This window comes from Inquilinus sp. OTU3971 (assembly GCF_038440215.1).
Genome location: NZ_JASATH010000144.1, coordinates 1 through 21,677, shown reverse-complemented (window position 1 = coordinate 21,677; position 21,677 = coordinate 1). Strand labels below are relative to the sequence as shown.

Genomic DNA, 21,677 nt, shown 5'->3' with positions numbered 1-21,677 from the left:
ACCGGACGCATGGCGACGACGGCGACGGACGATCTTGCAGCGGTGCTGGCCGAGGCGCGGGCCTGCCGGATCTGCGCCGGCCGGTGGCCGCATGCGCCGCGCCCGGTGCTGCGCGCGACCACGACCGCGCGCCTCCTGATCGTCGGCCAGGCGCCGGGCGCGCGGGTGCAGGCCTCCGGCCTGTCCTGGACCGACGCCAGCGGCGACCGGCTGCGGCAATGGCTGGGCCTCGACCGCGACGCCTTCTATAACGAGGACCGGGTGGCGCTGGTGTCGATGGGGCTGTGCTTCCCGGGCACCAACCCGAAGGGCGGCGACTATCCGCCGCCGCGGATCTGCGCCGAGACCTGGCATCCGCGGCTGCGGCCGCTGCTGCCCGGGATCCGGCTGACCCTGCTGGTGGGCAGCCTGGCCCAGGCCTACTACCTCGGGCCGCGCCGACAGCCGAGCGTGGCGCAGACGGTGGCCGCCTGGCGCGAGTATCTGCCCGATTTCATCCCCCTGCCGCATCCGAGCTGGCGCAACACCGGCTGGCTGAAGCGCAACCCGTGGTTCGAGGCAGATCTCCTGCCGGTGCTGCGGGCCAGGACCGCTGCCGCGCTGGCAGGCGACGCGTGATGGCCGTCCCACCCCCGTCACCGCAGGACCTGCCCATGCATGCCGATCCCGACAAGGCCGCGCCGGCCGACGCCCATGGGCGCAACGGCAACGGCCATTTTCCGGAGATGCCGCTGCCGCAGGACCCGAAGACGGTCTTTCTCGGCATCCTGTGCCTGCTGGCGCTGACGGTCGCGCTGTATGTCGCGCGCGACATCGTCCTGCCGATCGTGCTGGCCGTGGTGCTGAAGCTGCTGCTGCAGCCGCTGGTCCGGCTGCTGGAGAAGGCACGGATCCCGCGCGCGATCGGCGCCATCGCTGCCATCCTGCTGCTGCTGGCGATCTTCGCCGGCATCGGCGCGCTGCTGACCAGCCCGGCCGCCGAATGGGCCGGCAACCTGTCGAACGAATGGTCGGCGCTGCAGGCCAAATTCGCCTTCATCGCCGACCCGCTGCACCAGCTTCAGGAGCGGCTGGAGCAGATGGGCGTGCATTTCGGCGGCGCCGGCACGCTGCTGGAGCACCCGACCGACATCGTCACCGCGGTCTTCGCCGGCACCAGCACCGTCGCCTCGCACCTGTTCGAGACGCTGCTGATCCTGTTCTACCTGCTGGTGTTCGGCGACATCTTCCTGCGCCGCTTCGTCGAGATCCTGCCCAACTTCATGGAGAAGCGGGAGGCGGTGTCGATCTCGCTGCGGATCGAGCACGACCTGTCCGCCTATCTGCTGACCGTCACCGTGATCAACGCCGTGGTCGGCGTCGCCACCGCGCTGGTGATGTGGGCCTGCGGCATCCCGGCGCCGGTGCTGTGGGGCGCGGTCGCCTTCTGCCTGAACTTCGTGCCGATCCTGGGCCCGTTCTTCGGCGTCGCGCTGTTCCTGGCGGTCGGGCTGGTGGCCGAGGGGCCGGCCTGGATCGCGATCCTGCCCGCCGCGCTGTATCTCGGCATCCATGTCGCCGAGGGCGAATGGATCACGCCGATGGTGCTGGCCCGGCGCTTCACCATCAACCCGGTCGCGGTGATCCTGGCTCTGATCTTCTGGTACTGGATGTGGGGCGTGCCCGGCGCCATCCTGGCGGTGCCGATGCTGGCCATCACCAAGATCGTCTGCGATCGCCTGCGCCCCCTGCGCGCCCTCGGCCACCTGCTGGAAGGGTAGCGCGCCTCAGCCCTGCCCGTCCGCCTCCTGCTCCAGCGCCTCCATGTCGTCGTCGGAGAAGCCGAAATGGTGGCCGATCTCGTGGATCAGCACGTGGCGGACGACGTGGCCGAGATCCTCGCCGGTCTCGCACCAATAGTCGAGGATCGGCCGGCGGTAGAGGAAGATCATGTCCGGCCGGGTCGCGATCGCGAAGGTCTTCTGCCCGAACGGCGTGCCGGTGTAGAGGCCGAGTAGGTCGAACGGGCTCTCCAGCCCCATCTCGTCCAGCGTCTCGTCATCCGGGAAGTCGACCACCTGGATGGCGACGCCGCGGACCATGGCGCGCAACCGCGCCGGAATCCGCTCGAACCCCTCCTCCGCCAGCTCGATCAGGTCGTCGGTCGAGGGCGGCTCGGTGAAGCCCGGCTTGGGGAAGCTGCTCATCGCGGCGCCAGCCGCACGGCGCCGTCGAGGCGGATCACCGACCCGTTCAGCATCTCGTTGGCGGCGATGTGCAGGACCAGCTGTGCGAACTCCTCCGGCCGGCCCAGGCGCTGCGGGAACAGGGTGGTGGCGATCAGGCTGTCCTGCACTTGGCTCGGCATCGCCTCGATCATCGGCGTGCCGATCAGCCCCGGCGCCACGGTCATCACCCGGATGCCGCTCTTGGCCAAGTCGCGCGCCGCCGGCAGGGTCAGCCCGACCACCCCGCCCTTGGAGGCGGAATAGGCGACCTGGCCGACCTGGCCCTCATAGGCGGCGACCGAGGCGGTGGCGACGAACAGGCCGCGCTCGCCCGAGGCGCTGGCCGCCTCCGGCAACGGGTCCTCCGCCGCCATGGCCGCGGCGGTCAGGCGCAACAGGTGGAAGGTGCCGAGCAGGTTGACCCGGATCACCCGCTCGAACAGCGCCGGGTCGTGCGGGCCGTCACGGCCGACCAGCCGGGCGCCCGGGGCGATGCCGGCGCAGGCCACGGCGATCCGCGCCGTGCCGTGCGCCGCCCGCGCCTGCGCCAGCGCCGCGGCCACGGACTCGCCGTCGCCGACGTCGCAGGCCACGGCCAGGCCGCCGATCTCGCGCGCCACCGCCTCGGCCGCGTCGCGGTTGAGATCGAGCAGCGCCACCTTGGCGCCTGCCGCAGCCAAGGCCCGGGCGGTCGCCGCCCCCATGCCCGATCCCGCCCCGGTGACCACCACCGCCAGACCCTCGACCTTCATGCCGTCCTCCACCCGAATGTCCTGCCCTTGGGTAGCAGATCGCAGGGTTGGTTGCGACCGGGCCGAACGCCGCTATGCTCGCCGGATCGACGAAGGAGAAGAGCCATGCAGTTCCTGGTGACGGCAAAGGATGGCGACGACGCCGAGGCCCCAGCCCGGCGCCTGGCGGCGCGCGAGCAGCATCTGGCCGGCGCCCGCCGCTACGCCGAGGAGGGCGTGATCATCGCCGGCGGCGCGATCCTGGACGACGAGGGCCGGATGATCGGCTCCAGCGTCATCTACGAGGTGCCGGACCGGGCGGCGCTGGACGCCATCATCGCCGCCGACCCCTATGTCACCGGCGGGGTGTGGCAGTTGATCGACATCAGGCCGTTCCGGCTGGCCGTCCGCTCGAAGGGCTGACGCCCCCACGTCCAAACCCGGTTTTTCGGGAGATACTCACGGATGCCATGCCGCGAGCGCGTGGATTCATGTCATCACACCGCGAAGATCACTATATTCTGATGGCATTGAGAGGCTTTCGTCATGCTGCACCTGCCTCGCGAGACTGAACAGCTCGCCCGCCTGATGGCCGTCCGAAGCGGCCGGAAACCCGAGGATGTCATCCGCGTCGCGCTCGAGCGCGAGGCGCAGGCGCTTGGCGTTGTCCCGGTCCAGAGTCCACTTCCGGTCGGTATGGAGAAGGTCAACGCGATCACACGCCGTGCCGCAAACCGGCCCCTTCTGGACCCACGCAGCGCCAGCGAGATTCTGGACGAAGCGTGGAGCGACGCGTCGCGACGACTTCACCCACACGGATGCCGGGATGTGGCGCTGACGCCCCTTACCGGGCGACAGTCGTTCTGACCAGGAGCCGGAACGCAGCCATCGCCCCGAGCGCTGTCAGCAATACGGCGACTGCCATCGGCAGCCCGTCGCTGCCGGTGGCGTGGCCGATGGCGATGCCGACCAGGGCGGCCAGCGTCATCTGCAGGAAGCCCATCAGCGCCGAGGCGGTTCCGGCCATCGCCGGGAACGGCGCGATCGCCCCGGCAATGGCGTTGGGCAGGGTCAGGCCGACGCCGATCATCACCACGAAGAACGGGCCGACCACCGCCCAGACCGTGAACACGCCGGCGACGGCCAGCCCCGCCATTGCCGCGGCGCCGGCCAGCATCACCAGGGTCCCCGCTGCGATCATCCGGTCGATGCCGAGCCTGAGCGTCAGCCAGCCGGAGCCGAAGGTGCCGCAGATATAGCCGACGCAGACGATGCCGAAGCAGGCGCCGTAGACCGGCGGCGACAGGCCGAGCATGCCGGACAGCACGAAGGACGAGCCCGAGATGAAGGTGAAGATCGCGCTGTAGCTGCAGGCGACGATCGCGACATAGCCGATGTAGCGGCGGTGGCGCAGCAGGCTGGCGTAGTTGCGGACCAGCCGGGTCGGGCTGGTGGCCAGCGGGTCGCGGTGGCGGTTGCTTTCGCCGAGCAGCCCGAGCACCGAGGCCAGCATCAGCACGCCGAAGCCGACCAGCAGCCAGAAGGTCGCCTGCCAGCCGAATTCCTGCTGCAGCACGCCGCCGATGATCGGCCCGATCGCCGGCGCCAGGGCCATCGCCATCGACATGTAGGCGAGGATGCGGGCCGAGCGTTCGGGCCCGTACAGGTCGCGCACCACGGCACGGCCCAGCACCGGCCCGCAGCAGGCGCCGAGCGCCTGCAGGAACCGGCACAGGATCAGCATCTCGATCGAGGTGGCGAGCGCGCAGGCGATGCTGGCGGCGGTGAAGATGGTCACCCCGGTCAGGATCGCCGGGCGCCGGCCGAAGCGGTCCGAGACCGGGCCGTAGACCAGCTGCGCCACGGCGAAGCCGACCAGGAAGACGCTGAGGGTGAGCTGCACCGTGGCGACGTCGGTATCGAAGGCGGTGACCAGCGCCGGCAGCGACGGCAGATAGACATCCGTCGACATCGGCCCGAAGCCGGTCAGCAGGGTCAGGACGACGGCGATGATCGCCGAGGGCTGCAGGCCTCCGGCTCCGGCAACCCGGTCAGCCATAGAGATGCAGGCCCTGTCCCTTGGCCTTCAGCCAGGCGCGGCAGCGGTCGGGCTCCGGATGCAGCCGGTCGACCACTGCCCAGAAGCGCGCGGAATGGTTCATCTCGACCAGATGCGCCACCTCGTGCGCGACCACATAGTCGAGCACGGATTCGGGCGCCAGCAGCAGGCGCCAGGAATAGCTGATCCGCCCGCTGGAGGCGCAGCTGCCCCAGCGGCTGCGGGTGTCGCGCACCGTCACCGCGGCGACGGTGACGCCGAGCCTGAGCGCCGCCGCGCGGCTGCGGATCAGGAGCTGGCACCGTGCCTCCGCCCGCAGCCAGGCGGCGAGCCGGGCGCCCAGATGGTCGACCGGACCGCCAACCCTGAGTTCGCCATCGGCACAGCGGACGCCCCGGCCCGCCGCGGGGTCGTGGACGATCTTGTACAGGGTGCCGAGGATCGGGATCTCGGCGCCGGGGTGGAACGGGGTCCGGCCCGGCATGGCGGCACGGCGGCGGCGCACCCACTCGGCATGGCGGTTGACGAAATCGGCGATCACCTGCGCCGGAACCCGTGGCGGCGCCACCACCACGACCTCGCCCGACGCCGGGTCGAGCTTGAGCGAGAGGCGCCGCGCCCGGGCATTGCGGCGCAGAGCCACCGGCCGGTCGAGGCCGGTGACGGCGAGAAGGGCGGGCGAGGCCTCGGGACGGGTCCGGCTGGGCATGGCCGGACCATAGCCGGACCCGGCCGGAAGGGGAATCCGGCAGTGCGATGCCGGCTTCCCCCGGATCCGCCGTCCCCGGCCCGGCGCCGCGCCCTACAGCACGAAATCAGCCGCGGCGGCAGCCGCGCCGTTGGCCAGCACGATTCGGAAATCGGCCACGCCGTCGCCGTTCACATCGGCCTCGACCACCCCGGCGGCCGAGCGCAGCTGGCCGCGGACGAAGGTGAAGCCAGCCCCGCCGATGAAGGTGAAGGCCTGGTTGCCGTCCGCCCCGATGTTGTTGGCGTCGATCCCCGAGAGGTCGAACTTGTCGAAGCCGCTGACGAAGTCGGCGACGCTGTCGATCTTGGCGCCGGCCACCCAGGAATCGAGCACCGTGCCGTACACCAGCATGTCGTTGCCGGTGCTGCCGGTCAGCGTATCGGCGCCGCGGCCGCCGCGGATCGAGTCGGCCTCGCTGCCGCCGTCGATCTTGTCGTCGCCCTGGCCGCCGTCGATCGCATCGGCGCCGGCGCGGCCGTTCAGGGTGTCGGCGCCGGTGTTGCCGGTGATGCTGTCGCCGGCGCTGCTGCCGTGGAACGTCACCGTCTCCATGTTGTAGGCGTCGACATAGAAGTTGCCGGCGGTCGACCGGACCTGGAAGGTCGGCGATCCGCCGGCGAACAGCTGCACAGACTGGGTCTCGGCCGAGGCGTCGACCACCAGGGCATCGGTGCCCGTACCGCCATCGACCACGTCGGTCCCGGAGCCCGCCGCCGTGGGGCGGGTCTTGGCATTGATGCTGTCGTTGCCGGCGCCGGTGGTGATGCTGTCGGCCTGGCTGCCTCCGGTGATCACGTCGTTGCCGCCGCCGGTGGTCAGGGTGATGCGCTCGAGCCCGAGGATCGAGGTCAGCCCTGCCGCGGCGATCGAGGTCGTGGCCCCCAGGGTGAAGGTCACGCCCGCGACCAGCCCGCTGAGATCGGCCTGCCAGTGGTCGATGCCGGCGCCGCCGTCGACCGTGCCGCCCCGGGTGCCGGTCTGGATCGAATCGGCCCCCGAGCCGCCGGTGACCTTGATGACCTCCATGTTGTAGGCGTCGACGTAGAAATTGTTCGAGGTCGAGCGCAGCTGGAAGGTCGGCGACCCGCCGGTGAACAGCTGCACCCCCAGCGTCTCGGCCGCGGCGTTCACGATCAGCGTGTCGCTGCCCGCGCCGCCGTCGACCACGTCGGTCCCGGACCCGGCCACGGTCGGCCGCGTCTTGGCGTCGATGGTGTCGTTGCCGGCCCCTGTCCTGATGTCGTCGGCCTGGCTGCCACCGGTGATCACGTCGTTGCCGGCGCCGGTGATCAGCTTGATGCGGTCGAGCCCGAGGATCAAGGTCAGCCCCGCCGCCGCGATCGAGGTCGTCGTCCCCAGGGTGAAGGTGATGCCCGAGACCACCGCGCTCAGATCGGCATCCCAGTGATCGATGCCGGCGCCGCCGTTCACCGTTCCGCCGAGGGTGCCGGTCTGGATGAAGTCCGCGCCGGAGCCGCCGGTGAACTGCACAACCTCCATGTTGTAGGCATCGACGTAGAAGTTGTTCGAGGCCGAGCGCACCTGGTAGGTCGGCGACCCGCCGGTGAACAGCTGCACACCCAGCGTCTCGGTCGCGCAATAGACCACCAGCGTGTCGCTGCCGGCGCCGCCGTCGACCACATCGGTGCCGGACCCTGCCACCGTCGGCCGCAGCCTGGCGTTGACGATGTCGTTGCCGGTCTTGATAGTGTCGGCCTGGGTGCCGCCGATGATGTTGTCGTTGCCGCTGCCGGTGGTCAGGCTGATCCGTTCGAGCCCGAGGATCGAGGTCAGCCCCGCCGCCGCGATCGACGTCGTGGTCCCCAGTTGGAACGCCACGGCCGAGGCCAGCCCGCTCAGATCGGCCTCCCAGAAATCGATGCCGGCGCCGCCGTTCACCGTCCCGCCCCGGGTGCCGGTGTGGATCTGGTCGGCGCCGGAGCCGCCGGTGAACTTGATCACCTCCATGTTGTAGGCGTCGACGTAGAAGTTGTTCGAGGTCGAACGCACCTGGAAAGTCGGCGACCCGCCGGTGAACAGCTGCACCGACTGGGTCTCGGCCGCGGCGTTGACGACCAGCGTGTCGGTGTCCAGCCCGCCGTCGACGACATCGGTCCCGGACCCGGCCAGCGTCGGCCGCGTCTTGGCGTCGATGGTGTCGTTGCCGTCGCCGGTCGAGAGGATGTCGGCTTGGGCGCCGCCGGTGATGGTGTCGTTGCCGGCGCCGGTGGTCAGGCTGATGCGCTCGATGCTCAGGATCGAGCTCAGCCCCGCGGCGGCGATCGATGTCGTGGTCCCCAGGGTGAAGGTCACGCCGGTGAACAGCCCGCCCAGATTGGCGAACCAATGGTCGATGCCGGCACCGCCATTCACCGCCCCGGACCGCTCGCCGGTGTCGATCGAATCGTTGCCGGAGCCGCCGGTGAAGTTCACCGCTTCCATATTGTAGGCGTCGACGAAGAAATTGCCGGAGGTCGACCGGACCTGGAAGGTCGGCGACCCGCCGGCGAACAGCTGCACCGACTGGGTCTCGCCGGAGCAGTTGACCACCAGCGTGTCGAAGCCCGTTCCGCCATCGACCACGTCGATGCCGGAGCCGGTGACGGTCGGCCGGGTCCCTGCGTTGATGGTGTCGTTACCGGCTAGTCCGTTGATCTGATCCGCGGCGCTTGTCCCGACCAAATTGTCGGCGCCGGCGGTGCCATTGATAATTGCCATGAAAAATATCTCCCCGTGGCCAGCGGCCCGCCGATGCCGTCGAAACTGCTCGCGGCCGCTCGGTCTGAAGGGATGGGCTCGACTGCGCCACGGTGACATCATACGCCCGAACACCATGATATGCACAGATTTGCCTAAAATATTTTGCACCCGAAATGACCGGTTGCGGCCCATCCGGTCACAAGGCCAGGAGGGCAGTCCTTGAAGGATATACATTATAGAACATGTAATTTAATCAACAACCATGAAGCGTCATTGTTGAATCGTGTTGACTTGATCCAGGAGATTGTGAAAGCCTGTGTCCTGTCGGTCCTGTCCTGGATCGCGCCGCGGCAATTTCCAGTGAAGCTTGCGCCGCGTCACCAAACGCTAAGCGCCACGACCGGGTTCGTGGTCTCGAGGAGTCGAAGCCCATGTCTCTCATCTGCGATCCCGGCTGTCGCGGCCAAGCCTGAGCCCCGCCCCTTCCCCTCTGCCATAACGGTGCCCCGGCCGACTGATCCGCGCTCCCTGATCGGGTTCGATGCGCGACCGGCCCCGCGAGTGCGCCTGCTCGTTCGAGGATTGTCCCGAATGTTCGTCCAGATCCTGCGATGGTCCCTGCTGGCCGGTGCGGCCGCCGTGGTCATCGGCAACTACGCCCGGGCCGAGGAGCCGCTGACCATCGGCTATCAGAGCACGGTCGAGCCGGCGAAGGTGGCGCAGGCCGACGGCCTGTACGAGAAGGCCATCGGCCGCCCGGTCGAATGGCGCAAATTCGACAGCGGCGCCGACGTCATCGCCGCCATCGCCTCCGGCGGGGTCCAGATCGGCTATGTCGGGTCCAGCCCGCTGGCCGCCGCGGCCAGCCGCGAGCTGCCGATCCGCACCATCCTGGTCGCGATCGGGATCGGCGACGCCGAGGCGCTGGTGGTGCGCAACGGCGCCGGCATCGACACGCCGGCCGACCTGGCCGGCAAGGCGGTGGCCGTGCCCTTCGTCTCGACCACCCATTACAGCCTGCTGGCGGCGCTGAAGCATTGGGGCATCGACCCGGCCTCGGTCCGGATCCTGAACCTGCGGCCGCCGGAGATCGCGGCGGCCTGGCAGCGCGGCGACATCGACGCCGCCTATGTCTGGGACCCTGCGTTGGGCAAGATCAAGGAGAGCGGCACGGTCCTGGTCACCTCGACCGAGGTCGCGTCCTGGGGCGCCCCGACCTTCGACGCCTGGATCGCCCGGGCCGACCTGATCGACGCGGATCCCAAGGCGGTGCAGGCCTTCGCCGACGTGACCCTGAAGCAATACGCGGCCTACCGCGCCGACCCGAAGACCTGGAGCGCGGCATCGGCAGAGGTTGCCAAGATCGCCAAGCTGACCGGGGCGAAGCCGGAGGAGATCCCGGCCCTGCTGCTGGGCAGTGTCTTCCCGGTGAAGACGGAGCAGGCCGGGCCGGCCCTGCTGGGCGGCGGCACGGCCAAGGCGATCGCAGACACGGCGACATTTCTGAAGGAGCAGGGCAAGATCGACCAGGCGCTGGAGGATTACGCGCCCTATGTCGACGCCCGTTTCGTCGCCACGGCCCCCAATACGCAGGTTGGGGCGACGAACTGAACCGGGCGCAGGAGAGGCCCATGTCGGTTCTGGCGGTGAATGCCGTTTCGGTGACCTATCCTGCGGCGGATGGCGACGTCCGCGCGCTGGACCGGATCACCCTCGCGATCGAGCCGGGCGAATTCGTCGTCGCCCTCGGCCGGTCGGGATGCGGCAAGACCACGCTGTTGAACCTGATGGCGGGCTTCCTGGCGCCAGAGGCAGGGACGGTCACACTCGGCGGCGTTCGTGTGACCGGCCCTGGGGTGGAGCGGGGCGTCGTCTTCCAGGACGACGCCCTGTTCCCCTGGCTTGACGTGCTGGGCAATGTCGGCTTTGCGCTGCGGCTGCGCGGCATTCCGCCGGCCGAGCGCGACGACCGGGCCCGGCGCATCCTGCGGCTGGTCGGGCTGGAAGGCTTCGAGCGGCAGCGGCTGTGGGAGCTGTCGGGCGGCATGAAGCAGCGGGTCGGCCTGGCCCGGGCGCTGGCCGCCGACCCCGAGGTGCTGCTGCTGGACGAGCCGCTGGGCGCGCTCGACGCGCTGACGCGGGAGCGGATGCAGGAGCTGCTGCTGGACCTGTGGCACCGCACCGGCAAGAGCCTGTTCCTGATCACCCACAGCATCGAGGAAGCCCTGTTCCTGGCGACCCGGCTGATCGTGATGTCACCGCGGCCCGGCCGCATCGTCGAGGAGCTACGGCTGGATTTCGGCCGCCGCTACTGTAGCGGCGAGCCGGCGCGCCGGATCAAGTCCGACCCCGGCTTCATCGCCCTGCGCGAGCGGGTGATGGATGTGATCTTCGAGTGCGAGGCGGCCTGAATTGGCGGACATCGTGCTCCAGAAACCGGCGCCGTCCCCTGTCCGCAGGGGACCGGTCCCGCAGCGGCGCCCCGGAAGCGCCAAGGGCCGCGGGACGAGGCTGATCAGCCTCGCCACTGTGGCGGGCCTCCTCCTCCTGTGGGGGATCGTCTCCAATCTCGGCCTCGTCCCGTCCCTGTTCCTGCCGACGCCGCAGGCGGTGCTCGGCAAGCTCGTCACCACGGCCGCCACCGGCTTCGCCGATGCGACGCTGCTGCAGCACCTCGCCGCCAGCCTGGGCCGCGTCTTCGCCGCCCTGGCGCTGGCGCTGGTGGTCGCGATTCCGGTCGGCATCGCCATCGGCACCAGCCGGGTGGCGCACGGCATCCTCGATCCGCTGATCGAGTTCTACCGGCCGATCCCGCCCTTGGCCTATCTGCCGCTGATCGTGATCTGGTTCGGCATCGGCGATACCTCGAAGGTCCTGGTGATCTTCCTCGCCATCTTCGCCCCGATCGCGATCTCGACCGCGGCCGGGGTGCGCGCCGTGCCGTCCGACCGGCTGCGCGCCGCCCGCTCGCTGGGCGCCACCCGGGCCCAGCTGCTGCGCCATGTCATCCTGCCGAACGCACTGCCGGAGATCCTGACCGGGGTGCGCATCGGCCTCGGCATCGGCTGGTCGACCCTGGTGGCGGCCGAGCTGGTCGCCGCCACCAGCGGCCTCGGCTTCATGATCCAGAGCGCGGCGCAGTTCCTGGTCACCGATGTGGTGGTGCTGGGCACCCTGGTGATCGCCGCGATCGCCTTCCTGCTGGAATATCTGCTGCGCCTGCTGCAGCGCCGGCTGACGCCCTGGCACGGGCGCGGCTGACACCCGTTCCGACCGAAGACAACCAACAACAGAGAGGTCCCGCCATGCCCGACAGCCTGTCGACCCTCCTCTCCGTCCAGCCGCTGAACCCCGCCATCGGTGCCGTGATGCGCGGCATCAACCTGGCGCAGCCGCTGGGCGACGCCACCATCGCCGCGATCAACCGCGCCCTGCTGCAGCATCACGTGCTGTTCTTCGAAGACCAGGAGCTGACTCCGGCGGCGCAGCGCGACTTCGCCGCCCGCTTCGGCGCGCTGCATGTCCACCCGGTCTATCCGCATGTGAAGGAGGTGCCGGAGATCATCATCCTCGACACCCATCCGGACAACCAGCCGGACAACGACAACTGGCACACCGACGTCACCTTCATCGAGACCCCGCCGCTGGGCGCGGTGCTGGCGGCGAAGCAGCTGCCGCCCTTCGGCGGCGACACCAGCTGGTCCAGCAGCATCGCCGCCTTCGAAGCGCTGGCCGCGCCCTGGCAGGCCTTCCTCACCGGGCTGACGGCGCTGCACGACTTCGCCAAATCCTTCCCGCCAGAGCGGTTCACCGCGCCGGAGGAGCGCGAGCGCTGGCAGATCGCGCGCGACAAGAACCCGCCGGTGATCCACCCGGTGGTGCGCACCCATCCGGCGACCGGCCGCAAGGGGCTGTTCGTCAACGAGGGCTTCACCACCCGGATCCTCGGCTTTTCGGCCAAGGAGAGCGACGCGGTGCTGCGCTTCCTGTTCGACCATGTGGCCAAGCCGGAATTCACCGTGCGCTGGCGCTGGAAGGCGGGCGACGTCGCCTTCTGGGACAACCGCTGCACCCAGCACTACGCCCTGGCCGACTACCTGCCGAACCGGCGGGTGATGCACCGCGCCACCATCCTCGGCGACCGGCCGGTGTGACCGGTGGGCGGGCCTGCTGCCCGCCCTACCCCTTCACCGCCCCCTTGGCCAGGCCGGCGACGATGTGGCGCTGGGCCAGCAGGAAGAACACGATCGCCGGCGCCAGGGTCAGGGTGACGAAGGCCAGGATCTTGTTCCACTCGGTGGAATACTCGCCCTGGTAGTTCATGATCCCGAGCGGCCAGGGATACATCTCCGGCGTGTTGAACATGATCAGCGGCAGCAGGTAGCTGTTCCAGCTGGCGACCAGGGAGAAGACCGCCACGGTCGCCAGGATCGGCCGCGACAGCGGCAGGGTGATCCGCAGGTAGAACTGGAAATAGCCGCAGCCGTCGACCCGCGCCGCCTCCCACAGCTCATACGGCAGCTGGCGGAAGAAGCCGCGCAGCATCAGGATTGCCATGCCCAGGCCGAAGGCGACCTGCGGCAGCACCACGCCCCAATAGGTATCGAGCAGGCCGAGGTCGCGGACCCGGATGAACAGCGGCAGCATCGCCGTCGCCGCCGGGAACATCAGCCCCAGCAAGAGGTAGTTCAGCAGCATGCGGCTGCCGAAGAACACGACATGGGCGAAGATGAAGGCCGCCATCGAGCCGACGACCAGCACCAGCCCGACGGTGAGGCCGGCGATGACGGCGGAGTTGAACAGCATGCGCCAGAGCCGCGCCGAGCCCAGGATCTCCCAGTAGACCGGGCCGGCCCAGCTGGCCGGCAGGCCCAGCGGGTTGACCCGCAGCTCGCCCAGCGTCTTGAACCCGCCCAGCGCCGCCGCGATCAGCGGCACCAGGACGATGCCGGCGACCGCGAGCAGGACCAGGTATTGCGGCAGGAGGGAGGGGCGGAGCGTGGGCGCGGCCATGGCCTCTAATCCCCTCGCATCAGGGTGCGGCGGTAGACGAGCGAGAAGGTGACGCAGATCAGGAACAGCACCACGCCGACGGCGCTGCCGAAGCCGATCTCCATCCGCATCTGGCCGAAGGTGTAGAGATAGGTCACCAGCGAATGGGTGGCGTTGGACGGGCCGCCCCGGGTCAGCGCCATCACCATGTCGAACAGCTGCAGCGCCCCGACCACAGAGAAGAACACCGACAGGCGGATGGTCGGGAACAGCATCGGGATCTTGATCCGGCGCACGATCTGCCAGGGCGTGGCGCCGTCGATCCGGGCCGCGTCGATGATCTCGGACGGGATGCCCTGCAGCCCGGCGATGTAGATCATCATGTGGAAGCCGAAATACTTCCACACCACCAGCACCAGCACCGCCGCCATCGCCAGGGTGCGGTCGGCCAGGACGAAGGGCGCCTGGGCCCCGAACCAGCCCCAGATCAGCGCGACCGCGCCATACTGGCCGTCATAGAGGAACTGCCAGATCAGCCCGGTCGCGACCTCGGCCAGGATGTAGGGCAGGAAGAACACCATCCGGAACGCCACCCGGCCGCGCAGCTTCTCGGCCAGCAGCAGCGCCATGGCCAGGGCCAGGGGCAGCTGGATCGCCAGCGACACCGCGATGATCAGCCCGGTGTTGGTCAGCGCCGACCAGAAGGTGCGGTTGCGCAGCAGCAGCTCGAAGTTTCGGAGCCCGACGAAATCCTGGGGGCTGCCATAGCCGTTCCATTTGAACAGGCTGTAGAACCCGGCCTCGCCCATCGGCAGGATCACGAAGATCGTGAACAGGGCGAGGGCCGGCACCAGCATCAGCACCACCGGCGCCACCTGCGTCCGCAGCGCCACGCGGCGGCGCCGGACGGCGGCATGATCATGGGTGAGGGTCGCGGCCGTCATTGGCGTGCCCTCTTGAGGACCGACTCTACCTGAGTCCCCCCTCCCCTTGCGGGAGGGGGGTAGGGGGAGGGGGTTTCCTCGGCCCGAGCTGGCCATGGAATCCGGCAGGACAGTCTCGACGGCAAGTGCGCTCCCGACCATTCGCGCGCAGACGCGCGCAGCCCCCTCCCCCTACTCCCCTCCCGCAAGGGGAGGGGGGACAAGGAAAGGAATGGCGACCGCTTCATGGCTTCACGCAGCCATTCGTCTCGGAAACGCACCGACCTCTCCATCCGGCTCACCGCATCTCCCAGGCTTCCTGGACCTGGGCGGCCGCGTCCTCCGGATCGGTCGCGCCGGAGGCGATGTCGGTGGTGACGTCGTTCACCACCCGGCCGACATTGGCGCCCAGCATCTGGTCGTAGAACACCTGGAAATAGCCCGACTTGGCGATGTTCTCCGCCATCTGCCGGAAATACGGGTTCTTCAGCTTCTCGGCCGTGCCCTTGTTCACCGGGATGTAGACGCCGAGCTCCGCCGCCTTCTCCTGGTTCTCCTTGTTCGACAGGAACTTCAGGAAGTCGACCGCCTCCGGCGGCGAGCCTTTGGTCACCAGCCAGCCATTGACGCCGCCGAGCACGTCGGTCGGCTGACCGGCACCGCCGGCCACTGTCGGGAACGGGAACCAGCCGAGCTCCGCATCCGGGATGCCCTTGCCGGAGGCGCTGTTCTTCTTGCTGTTCAGATAGTCCCAGTTGCCCATCAGGTGCATCGCGGCCTTGCCGTCGCCGAAATAGCCGGCGGCCTGCGGGTTGGTCAGGCCGAGATAGCCGGGCTCGAACGGCTCCAGCGCCGCCAACGCCTTCAGCTGCTCGCCGGCCTTGACGAAGACCGGCCCGTCGAAGCCGTCGCCGGACTGGTTGTAGGCGGCCTGGAACGCGTCCTTGCCGCCGATCCGCATGGCCAGCAGGGTCCAGTAGAAATGGATCGGCCATTTGTCGGCGCCGCCGGTCGCCAGCGGCACGATGCCGGCGGCCTTGATCGTCTTCACCGCCGACAGCAGGTCGTCCCAGCTCTTGATGTCCTCGGCCTTGACCCCGGCCTTGGCCAAGAGTGGCTTGTTGAACCAGAAGCCGACCTGCGAGGCCAGCACCGGCACGCCCCAGACATGGCCGTCGACGGTGAAGGCCTCGAGCGCGGCCGGGCTGATCCGGTCGGCCCATTCGCCCTTCACCGCGTCGGTCAGGTCCTCGATCACCCCGGCCTTGATCTGGTCGCGCAGCACGCCGCCGCCCCAGCTGTAGATGATGTTCGGGCGATCGGCGGATTGCAGCGTGGTCGGCAGCTTGGCCTTGTAGGCCTCGTTCTCCAGATACTGCATCTGGATGGTGACGCCGGGATGCGCCGCCTCATAGGCGCGAGCGACGCTCTCCATCCAGGCGACCGTGCCCGGCGTGTTCTCGATGTGCAGCCATTTGACCGTGACGTCGGCCATGGCGGCGCCGGACAGAAGGCCCGCGGCGGCGAAAGCCGCAAGGCCCGACAGCATCTTGTTCATGATTGTCTCCTCCCTGTTTCCGCCGCCGCTGCCGACGGCGGATTGACTGGAACGACGTCTACCCTTCGAGCCAGCGCACCTCCTCGGGCGTCAGCGCGATGTCGAGCGCCTGCAGCGAATCCTCCAGCTCCTCCAGCGTCAGCGGGCCGATCAGCGGCAGCACCGGGAAGTCCTGGTGCAGGCAATAGGCCAGGGCCACCTGGTTCGCCGAGCGGCCCCGCTTGGCGCCGAGCTCGGCCGCACGGTCGCGGCGGCGGAAATTCGCCTCGCCGTACCAGCAGCGCACCAGCTCCGGATCCTGCTGCTTGTCGCGGCCGGCGCGGTCGGTGAAGAAGCCGCGGGCCTGGCTGGACCAGGCCAGGAGCGGCATCCGCCGCTGCCGCAGCCAGGCCTTCCACTCCGCATCCGCCGCGGCGATGCAGCCGGGCCAGACCGGCTGGACCATCTCCGCCAGGCTGAAATTGTTGCTGACCGTGGCCGGCGCCGCCTTGCCGTTGGCCTCGGCGTAGGCGATCGCCTCGTCCAGCCGCTCTCGCGTCCAGTTCGACCCGCCCCAGGAGCCGATGCGGCCGGCCCGGATCTCGGCGTCCAGCACGTCGACGAACTCGCCGACCGGGATGTCCGGGTTGTCGCGATGCATCAGATAGAGGTCGAGCCGGCCGGTGTGCAGCCGGTCGAGCGATTCCGTCAGCTGGCGCGGGATCACGTCGGGGTAGCACAGCGGCGCATGCGCGCCCTTGCCGATCAGCACCACCTCGTCGCGCACGCCGCGGCTGGCCAGCCACTGGCCGAGCACCCGGTCGGAGCCGCCGGCGCGGTAGATCCAGGCGGTGTCGAAGGTGTTGCCGCCGCGCTCGAAGAAGCGGTCGAACAGCATCCCGGCCTGGCTGATGTTCTCGATCCCGACGGCGCCGATCGCCAGGGCCGAGGCCGGGCGGGCGGCGCCGGGCAGATCGATCCGGCGCATGGCGCCGGCCTTGAGCGGCCGGCCGTCGACCGGGCCGGTGCGGCGGGCCGGCGTCTCCAGCGCATATTCCAGGCCGATCGCGGCGCGCCAGGCATCCATGGTCTTCAGGTTGCCCAGGCTGTCGGCCGGGGTCATGAAGGCCGCCTCGCGCTGCCCGGCCGCCACCGCATCGCCGACGGCATCGGCCTCGAAGGCGTAGAGCCAGCCCGGCTCCTCGATCGCCACGGTCTCGGACGTCCCGTCGGCCCGGGTGATGACGATGGCGCTGCTGCCGCCCTCCTTGCCGCTGCAGAACCAGGGCGAGGCGACCTCGATCCTCCCCTCGGTGCCGAAGATCCGAACCGTGTTCTCGAGCGCCAGCGACACGCCGGTGGCCACCTGGGCGACGATGCCGCCCGGAAACTCCAGCACCGCCGCGGTCCATTCGTCGACGCCGCTGCGGCCGAGATGGCCGGCGCCGGTGACCTTCACCGGGTCGAGGAACGGCTTGCCCGAGGCGGCGCCGGCGACCAGCCGCGCCATCGACACCGGATAGCCGCCGACGTCGAGGATGCCGCCGCCGGCCAGGTCGTTGGCGAACAGGCGATGCTCGGCGTTGAACTTGGCAGCGAAGCCGAAGCTGGCCTGGATCATGCGCACCTCGCCGATCGCGCCGCCCGCCACCAGCTCCGCCAGCCGCCGGGTCTGCGGATGGGCGCGGTACATGTAGGCCTCGGCCAGAAAGACGCCCGCCCGGCGCGCCGCGTCGACCAGCGCCATGGCGTCATAGGCGTTGACCGCGATCGGCTTCTCGCACAGCACGTGCTTGCCGGCCTCGGCGGCGCGGATGCCCCAATGCACATGGCCCGGATGCGGCGTGGCGATGTAGACGGCGTCGACCTCGGGGTCAGCCAGCAGCGCCTCGTAGCCGGCATGGATCCGGGCGCCGGGGAAGGCCTCGGCCAGCCCCGGCCTGGCCGCATCGCGCGTGCCGATCGCCACCAGCCGCCCGGTGCGCGACCGGGCCACGCCCCCGGCGAAGTCCCGGGCGATCCGTCCCGGCCCGAGAATGCCCCAACGCAGCTTCGCTTCCGTACCCATGCCTGTGTTTCCGTCTGTCGAGAGTGTCATCAGCCCTTCACCGCCCCCATGGTCAGGCCGGCGATGAAGTGGCGCTGCATCGGGAAGAACATTGCCACTGGCGGGACGGCCACGGCCACCTCCGCGGCGGCGGTCAGGTCGCTGCGGGTGGCGAAGCGAGGCCTCTCCATGTGCTTTTCTCCCCGATTGCCGCATCCGGACGAACGGCAGCTAATTTTTTCGTTTTACGAATTTATCAGACCGGCTAGGGTGGGACCTGTCAAGATCGAAAAATCGGATGATTGCCGAGAATTCGAAACAATATGGCCCGGCGGAGGGGATGGAAGCGCTGAATCGAGACCAGGCGAGGCCGTTCGCCCCCAACCGCACCGAAAGTCCCGGCATGGTGCGCCGCACCATAAAATTCGGATCCTGACAGAATGAAGACCGCCGATCCGGAGCTGATGCGGGCGATCAACCGCTTCCATGTGCTGGACGTGGTGCGGCGCTTTGGTCCGATCTCGCGGGTCGAGATCGTGCAGCGCACCGAGCTGGCGCCGGCCACCATTTCGGCCATCACCGGCGGGCTGATCGAGGAGAATCTGGTGCTGGCCCGGGCGGTCGAGGGCGTCGGCACCGCGGCGCGCGGCCGGCCGCGGGTGATGCTGGAGCTGAACCGCGAGGCCGCCTTCGTCTGCGGCGTCAAGCTGGCGCCGCACCAGATCAGCATCGCCGTCACCGACTACAAGGCCGATGTGGTTCGGACCATGTCGCTGCCGATCCGCGTCGCCCGCCAGGCGCCGGAAGTGGTGGCCGACATCCTGGAGGACGGCATCCGCCGCTGCGTCGGCGACGCCGATCTCGGCCTCGACCGGCTGGGCGGCATCGGCATCGGCCTGCCCGGCTTCATCGACGGCCGCAGCGGGACCTGCATCTGGACCCCGATCCTGGGCGCGCCGGACGTGCCGCTGGCCGGGATGGTGCAGGAACGGCTGGGCGTCCGCACCATCGTCGAGAACGACGTGCATCTGGTCACCCTGGCCGAGCACTGGTTCGGCCAGGGCCGCGACAGCGACACCTTCGCCGTGGTCACGGTCGAGGATTCGGTCGGGCTCGGCCTGTTCCTGAACGGCGACGTGCATCGCGGCGCCGCCGGAATGGGGACGGAGTTCGGCCACACCAAGATGGCCCTGGACGGGCTGCCCTGCCGCTGCGGCCAGCGTGGCTGCATCGACGCCTATGTCTCCGACCACGGCATCGTCACCCGCGCCCGGGCCCTGCTGGGCGCCGAGGCCGGGCCGATCGCGCCGGAGGATCCGCGCGCCATCGGCCGGCTGCGCGACATGGCGCGGGCCGGGCGGGCCGAGATCCGCGCCTTGTTCGAGGAGGCCGGCGCCATCCTGGGTTTCGCCGTCGGCAACCTGATCACGCTGCACAGCCCGCCCAAGGTGATCGTGGCCGGCAGTGCGATCCAGGCCCGCGACCTGATGGAGCCGGCGCTGCTGGCCACCATCGACCGTATCGTGCCGACGCCGATCCGGCGCGGCACCGAGATCATCCTGCATGAATGGAGCGACGACGCCTGGGCCCGCGGTGCGGCCAGCCTGGTGCTGCGGCAGCTCTACGAAGCGCCCTGGAACGGCCAGGGCATGCCCCGATAGCGGAGAGGACCATGAGCGAGAGACCGGTCGGCGTCGGCATCATCGGCTGCGGCGTGATCAGCGGCGCCTATCTGAAGGCAGCGCCGAACTTCCCGATCCTGCAGGTCCGCGCCTGCGCCGACCTGAACCAGGAGGCGGCGCAGGCCAAGGCGGCCGAGTTCGGCATCGCGGCGCTGAGCATCGAGCAGCTGCTGGCCGATCCCGGGATCGAGATCGTGCTGAACCTGACCACGCCGCAGGCGCATGTGCCGGTCGGGCTGCAGGCGATCGCCGCCGGCAAGCATGTGCATGCGGAGAAACCGCTGGCGGTCAGCGTCGCCGAGGGCCGCACCCTGCTGGACGCTGCCAAGGCCAGGGGCGTGCGCGTCGGCAGCGCCCCCGACACCTTCCTCGGCGCCGGGCAGCAGACGGCGCGCGCCCTGATCGATGCCGGGCGGATCGGCCGGCCGGTCGCCGGCACCGCCTTCATGATGGTGCCGGGGCATGAGCGCTGGCACCCCAACCCGGACTTCTACTATGCCAAGGGCGGCGGCCCGCTGTTCGACATGGGCCCCTACTACCTGACCACGCTGGTCAACATGCTGGGCCCGGTGGCGCGGGTGACCGGGACGGTCGCCGCCGCCTACACCGAGCGCCGCATCGTCAGCGGTCCGCGCGCCGGCCAGGTGGTGCCGGTCGGCACCCCGACCCACATCACCGGCACGCTGGCCTTCGCCTCCGGCGCCGTGGTCACCATGGTGATGAGCTTCGACATCCCGGCCCACCGCCACGCGCCGATCGAGATCTATGGCGAGACGGCGTCGCTGAGCGTGCCGGACCCGAATATTTTCGGCGGCGAGGTGCTGGTCTCCGTCGACCGCACCGAGTGGAAGGCCGAGGCGACCGGCCATGCCTATGGCGATGGCAACTACCGGATCATCGGCGTGGCCGACCTGGCCCACGCCATCCGCACCGGCCGGCCGCACCGCGCCAATGCGGAGCTGGCCTTCCATGTGCTGGAGGTGATGGAGGCGGTGGAGCGGTCCGGCCGCGAGGGCCGTCCGATCGAGATCGAAAGCCGCTGCGAGCGGCCGGAACCGATGCCGGTGGAGCCCGCCTTCGGCCGGGCCGCCTGAGAAAAGGAGAGGAAGCGATGACGAGGCAGGCGCTGATCGTCTGGGGCGGCTGGAACGGCCACACCCCCAAGGAATGCGCGGATGAGGTCGCCGGGATGTTGCGCGGCGACGGCTTCGAAGTGTTCATCGAGGACACCACCGAGGCCTTCGCCGACCCGGCCTTGAAGGACATGCACCTGATCGTGCCGATCTACACCATGTCGACCATGGAGAAGGAGGAGGTCACCAACCTGACCGCCGCGGTCGAGAGCGGGGTCGGCCTGGCCGGCTTCCACGGCGGCATGTGCGACGCCTTCCGCAACGAGGTCGCCTACCAGTTCATGACCGGCGGCCAGTGGGTGGCCCATCCCGGCAACATCATCGACTACCAGGTGCGGGTGACCCGGCCGGACGATCCGGTGATGCAGGGGATCGAGGATTTCGCCTACCGGTCCGAGCAGTACTACATGCATGTCGACCCGAACAACGAGGTGCTGGCCGAGACCACCTTCACCGGCGAGCACGCACCCTGGATCGCCGGCCACACCATGCCGGTGGTGTGGAAGCGCCGGCACGGCGCCGGCCGGGTGTTCTACAGCGCGCTCGGCCACCGGGTGGAGGAGTTCGAGAACCGGTCGATGAAGACCATCCTGCATCGCGGGCTGCTGTGGGCGGCGCGGGAGGCGTGATCTCGAGAGCAACCGCCTGAGGAAGTCGCGTTGCCTCTCCCGCTTGCGAGACCTTTTCAAAACGGCTGAGACCCAACCTTTTATAGTCCCCCCTCCCCTTGCGGGAGGGGGGCAGGGGGAGGGGTCCGCGCGCGAATGCGCAAAGGACAGACTTCGCCGCCGGGGTCAGATCGCCAGGTTTCAGGCCGGCTCTGGTGTCGAAAACCCCCTCCCCCTACCCCCCTCCCGCAAGGGGAGGGGGGACTCATTTTGCTTTCGGCCGATCTCGTTGCGAGCCCCCGAGATG

General features: G+C 69.5%; 21 protein-coding genes. 11 read left to right on the top strand and 10 right to left on the bottom strand.

What is annotated here, in order from left to right; translation table 11 throughout:
• The first annotated feature begins 9 nt into the window (after nucleotides 1-9).
• Together AAHM41_RS28660 and AAHM41_RS28655 are read left to right on the top strand one after the other, a co-directional pair.
• Complete coding sequence (locus tag AAHM41_RS28660) at nucleotides 10-618, top strand: uracil-DNA glycosylase family protein (protein WP_342240029.1); 609 nt, start codon at nucleotides 10-12, stop codon at nucleotides 616-618.
• The gene (locus AAHM41_RS28655) at nucleotides 618-1,760 is read left to right on the top strand and encodes an AI-2E family transporter (RefSeq protein WP_342240028.1); all 1,143 of its coding nucleotides are present in this window, start codon (nucleotides 618-620) and stop codon (nucleotides 1,758-1,760) included. Before AAHM41_RS28660 ends, AAHM41_RS28655 begins: the two co-directional genes overlap by 1 nt.
• Nucleotides 1,761-1,766: 6 nt before the next feature.
• On the opposite strand, the gene AAHM41_RS28650 is transcribed toward AAHM41_RS28655, so the two are convergent.
• Nucleotides 1,767-2,186 carry a metallopeptidase family protein gene (locus tag AAHM41_RS28650; protein WP_342240027.1) on the bottom strand — a complete coding sequence of 140 codons (420 nt, stop codon included), beginning with the start codon at nucleotides 2,184-2,186 and terminating at the stop codon, nucleotides 1,767-1,769.
• Nucleotides 2,183-2,959: an SDR family NAD(P)-dependent oxidoreductase gene (locus AAHM41_RS28645; RefSeq protein WP_342240026.1), complete on the bottom strand. Its 777-nt coding sequence runs from the start codon at nucleotides 2,957-2,959 to the stop codon at nucleotides 2,183-2,185. The genes AAHM41_RS28650 and AAHM41_RS28645 overlap by 4 nt, the downstream gene beginning before the upstream one ends.
• 105 nt (nucleotides 2,960-3,064) lie before the next feature.
• Here AAHM41_RS28645 and AAHM41_RS28640 point away from each other — a divergent pair, with 105 nt between their 5' ends.
• Nucleotides 3,065-3,361 (top strand): YciI family protein, encoded by a 297-nt coding sequence (locus AAHM41_RS28640; RefSeq protein ID WP_342240025.1) that lies wholly within the window; start codon nucleotides 3,065-3,067, stop codon nucleotides 3,359-3,361.
• Nucleotides 3,362-3,484: 123 nt separating this feature from the next.
• Entirely contained in the window at nucleotides 3,485-3,805 is a 321-nt protein-coding gene (locus AAHM41_RS28635; RefSeq protein WP_342240024.1) for a hypothetical protein, read from the top strand.
• Here AAHM41_RS28635 and AAHM41_RS28630 read toward each other — a convergent pair.
• From AAHM41_RS28630 to AAHM41_RS28620, 3 genes are all read right to left on the bottom strand, one after another.
• Nucleotides 3,783-4,997: a multidrug effflux MFS transporter gene (locus AAHM41_RS28630; RefSeq protein WP_342240023.1), complete on the bottom strand. Its 1,215-nt coding sequence runs from the start codon at nucleotides 4,995-4,997 to the stop codon at nucleotides 3,783-3,785. The two genes, AAHM41_RS28635 and AAHM41_RS28630, sit on opposite strands and share 23 nt — an antisense overlap.
• Nucleotides 4,990-5,706, bottom strand: a complete 717-nt coding sequence (locus AAHM41_RS28625; protein ID WP_342240022.1) for a M48 family metallopeptidase — start codon at nucleotides 5,704-5,706, stop codon at nucleotides 4,990-4,992. The genes AAHM41_RS28630 and AAHM41_RS28625 overlap by 8 nt, the downstream gene beginning before the upstream one ends.
• A gap of 93 nt (nucleotides 5,707-5,799) precedes the next feature.
• Nucleotides 5,800-8,466, bottom strand: coding sequence for a beta strand repeat-containing protein (locus AAHM41_RS28620; protein ID WP_342240021.1), 2,667 nt, complete (start codon nucleotides 8,464-8,466; stop codon nucleotides 5,800-5,802).
• A gap of 573 nt (nucleotides 8,467-9,039) precedes the next feature.
• Here AAHM41_RS28620 and tauA point away from each other — a divergent pair.
• From tauA to tauD, 4 genes are read left to right on the top strand one after another with little or no spacing between them, the layout of a single operon-like run.
• Nucleotides 9,040-10,059 (top strand): taurine ABC transporter substrate-binding protein, encoded by a 1,020-nt coding sequence (tauA, locus tag AAHM41_RS28615; RefSeq protein ID WP_342240020.1) that lies wholly within the window; start codon nucleotides 9,040-9,042, stop codon nucleotides 10,057-10,059.
• Nucleotides 10,060-10,079: 20 nt separating this feature from the next.
• The gene (gene tauB, locus AAHM41_RS28610) at nucleotides 10,080-10,859 is read left to right on the top strand and encodes a taurine ABC transporter ATP-binding subunit (protein WP_342240019.1); all 780 of its coding nucleotides are present in this window, start codon (nucleotides 10,080-10,082) and stop codon (nucleotides 10,857-10,859) included.
• Nucleotides 10,860-10,872: 13 nt separating this feature from the next.
• Entirely contained in the window at nucleotides 10,873-11,709 is an 837-nt protein-coding gene (gene tauC / locus AAHM41_RS28605; protein ID WP_342240018.1) for a taurine ABC transporter permease TauC, read from the top strand.
• A 44-nt stretch (nucleotides 11,710-11,753) separates the two neighbouring features.
• Nucleotides 11,754-12,602: a taurine dioxygenase gene (gene tauD / locus AAHM41_RS28600; protein ID WP_342240017.1), complete on the top strand. Its 849-nt coding sequence runs from the start codon at nucleotides 11,754-11,756 to the stop codon at nucleotides 12,600-12,602.
• 25 nt (nucleotides 12,603-12,627) lie between these two features.
• Here the strand turns inward: tauD and AAHM41_RS28595 are convergent, their stop codons facing one another.
• From AAHM41_RS28595 to AAHM41_RS28575, 5 genes are all read right to left on the bottom strand, one after another.
• Nucleotides 12,628-13,461 carry a carbohydrate ABC transporter permease gene (locus AAHM41_RS28595; RefSeq protein WP_342240016.1) on the bottom strand — a complete coding sequence of 278 codons (834 nt, stop codon included), beginning with the start codon at nucleotides 13,459-13,461 and terminating at the stop codon, nucleotides 12,628-12,630.
• 5 nt (nucleotides 13,462-13,466) lie between these two features.
• Nucleotides 13,467-14,384, bottom strand: a complete 918-nt coding sequence (locus tag AAHM41_RS28590) for a carbohydrate ABC transporter permease (RefSeq protein ID WP_342240015.1) — start codon at nucleotides 14,382-14,384, stop codon at nucleotides 13,467-13,469.
• Between the two features lie 277 nt (nucleotides 14,385-14,661).
• On the bottom strand, nucleotides 14,662-15,921 hold the full coding sequence (locus tag AAHM41_RS28585) for an ABC transporter substrate-binding protein (RefSeq protein ID WP_342240014.1): 1,260 nt from the start codon (nucleotides 15,919-15,921) through the stop codon (nucleotides 14,662-14,664).
• A 58-nt stretch (nucleotides 15,922-15,979) separates the two neighbouring features.
• Nucleotides 15,980-17,968, bottom strand: a complete 1,989-nt coding sequence (locus tag AAHM41_RS28580; protein WP_342240013.1) for an aldo/keto reductase — start codon at nucleotides 17,966-17,968, stop codon at nucleotides 15,980-15,982.
• A 29-nt stretch (nucleotides 17,969-17,997) separates the two neighbouring features.
• Nucleotides 17,998-18,138: a hypothetical protein gene (locus tag AAHM41_RS28575; protein ID WP_342240012.1), complete on the bottom strand. Its 141-nt coding sequence runs from the start codon at nucleotides 18,136-18,138 to the stop codon at nucleotides 17,998-18,000.
• 249 nt (nucleotides 18,139-18,387) lie between these two features.
• Between AAHM41_RS28575 and AAHM41_RS28570 the strand changes: the two genes are divergently transcribed.
• The 3 genes from AAHM41_RS28570 to AAHM41_RS28560 are packed head-to-tail and all read left to right on the top strand — an operon-like array spanning nucleotide 18,388 to nucleotide 21,391.
• On the top strand, nucleotides 18,388-19,608 hold the full coding sequence (locus tag AAHM41_RS28570) for an ROK family protein (protein ID WP_342240011.1): 1,221 nt from the start codon (nucleotides 18,388-18,390) through the stop codon (nucleotides 19,606-19,608).
• 11 nt (nucleotides 19,609-19,619) lie between these two features.
• Entirely contained in the window at nucleotides 19,620-20,723 is a 1,104-nt protein-coding gene (locus AAHM41_RS28565; protein WP_342240010.1) for a Gfo/Idh/MocA family protein, read from the top strand.
• 17 nt (nucleotides 20,724-20,740) lie between these two features.
• A complete protein-coding gene (locus AAHM41_RS28560; RefSeq protein WP_342240009.1) occupies nucleotides 20,741-21,391 on the top strand; it encodes a ThuA domain-containing protein in 651 nt (216 codons plus the stop codon).
• Nucleotides 21,392-21,677 lie beyond the last annotated feature (286 nt).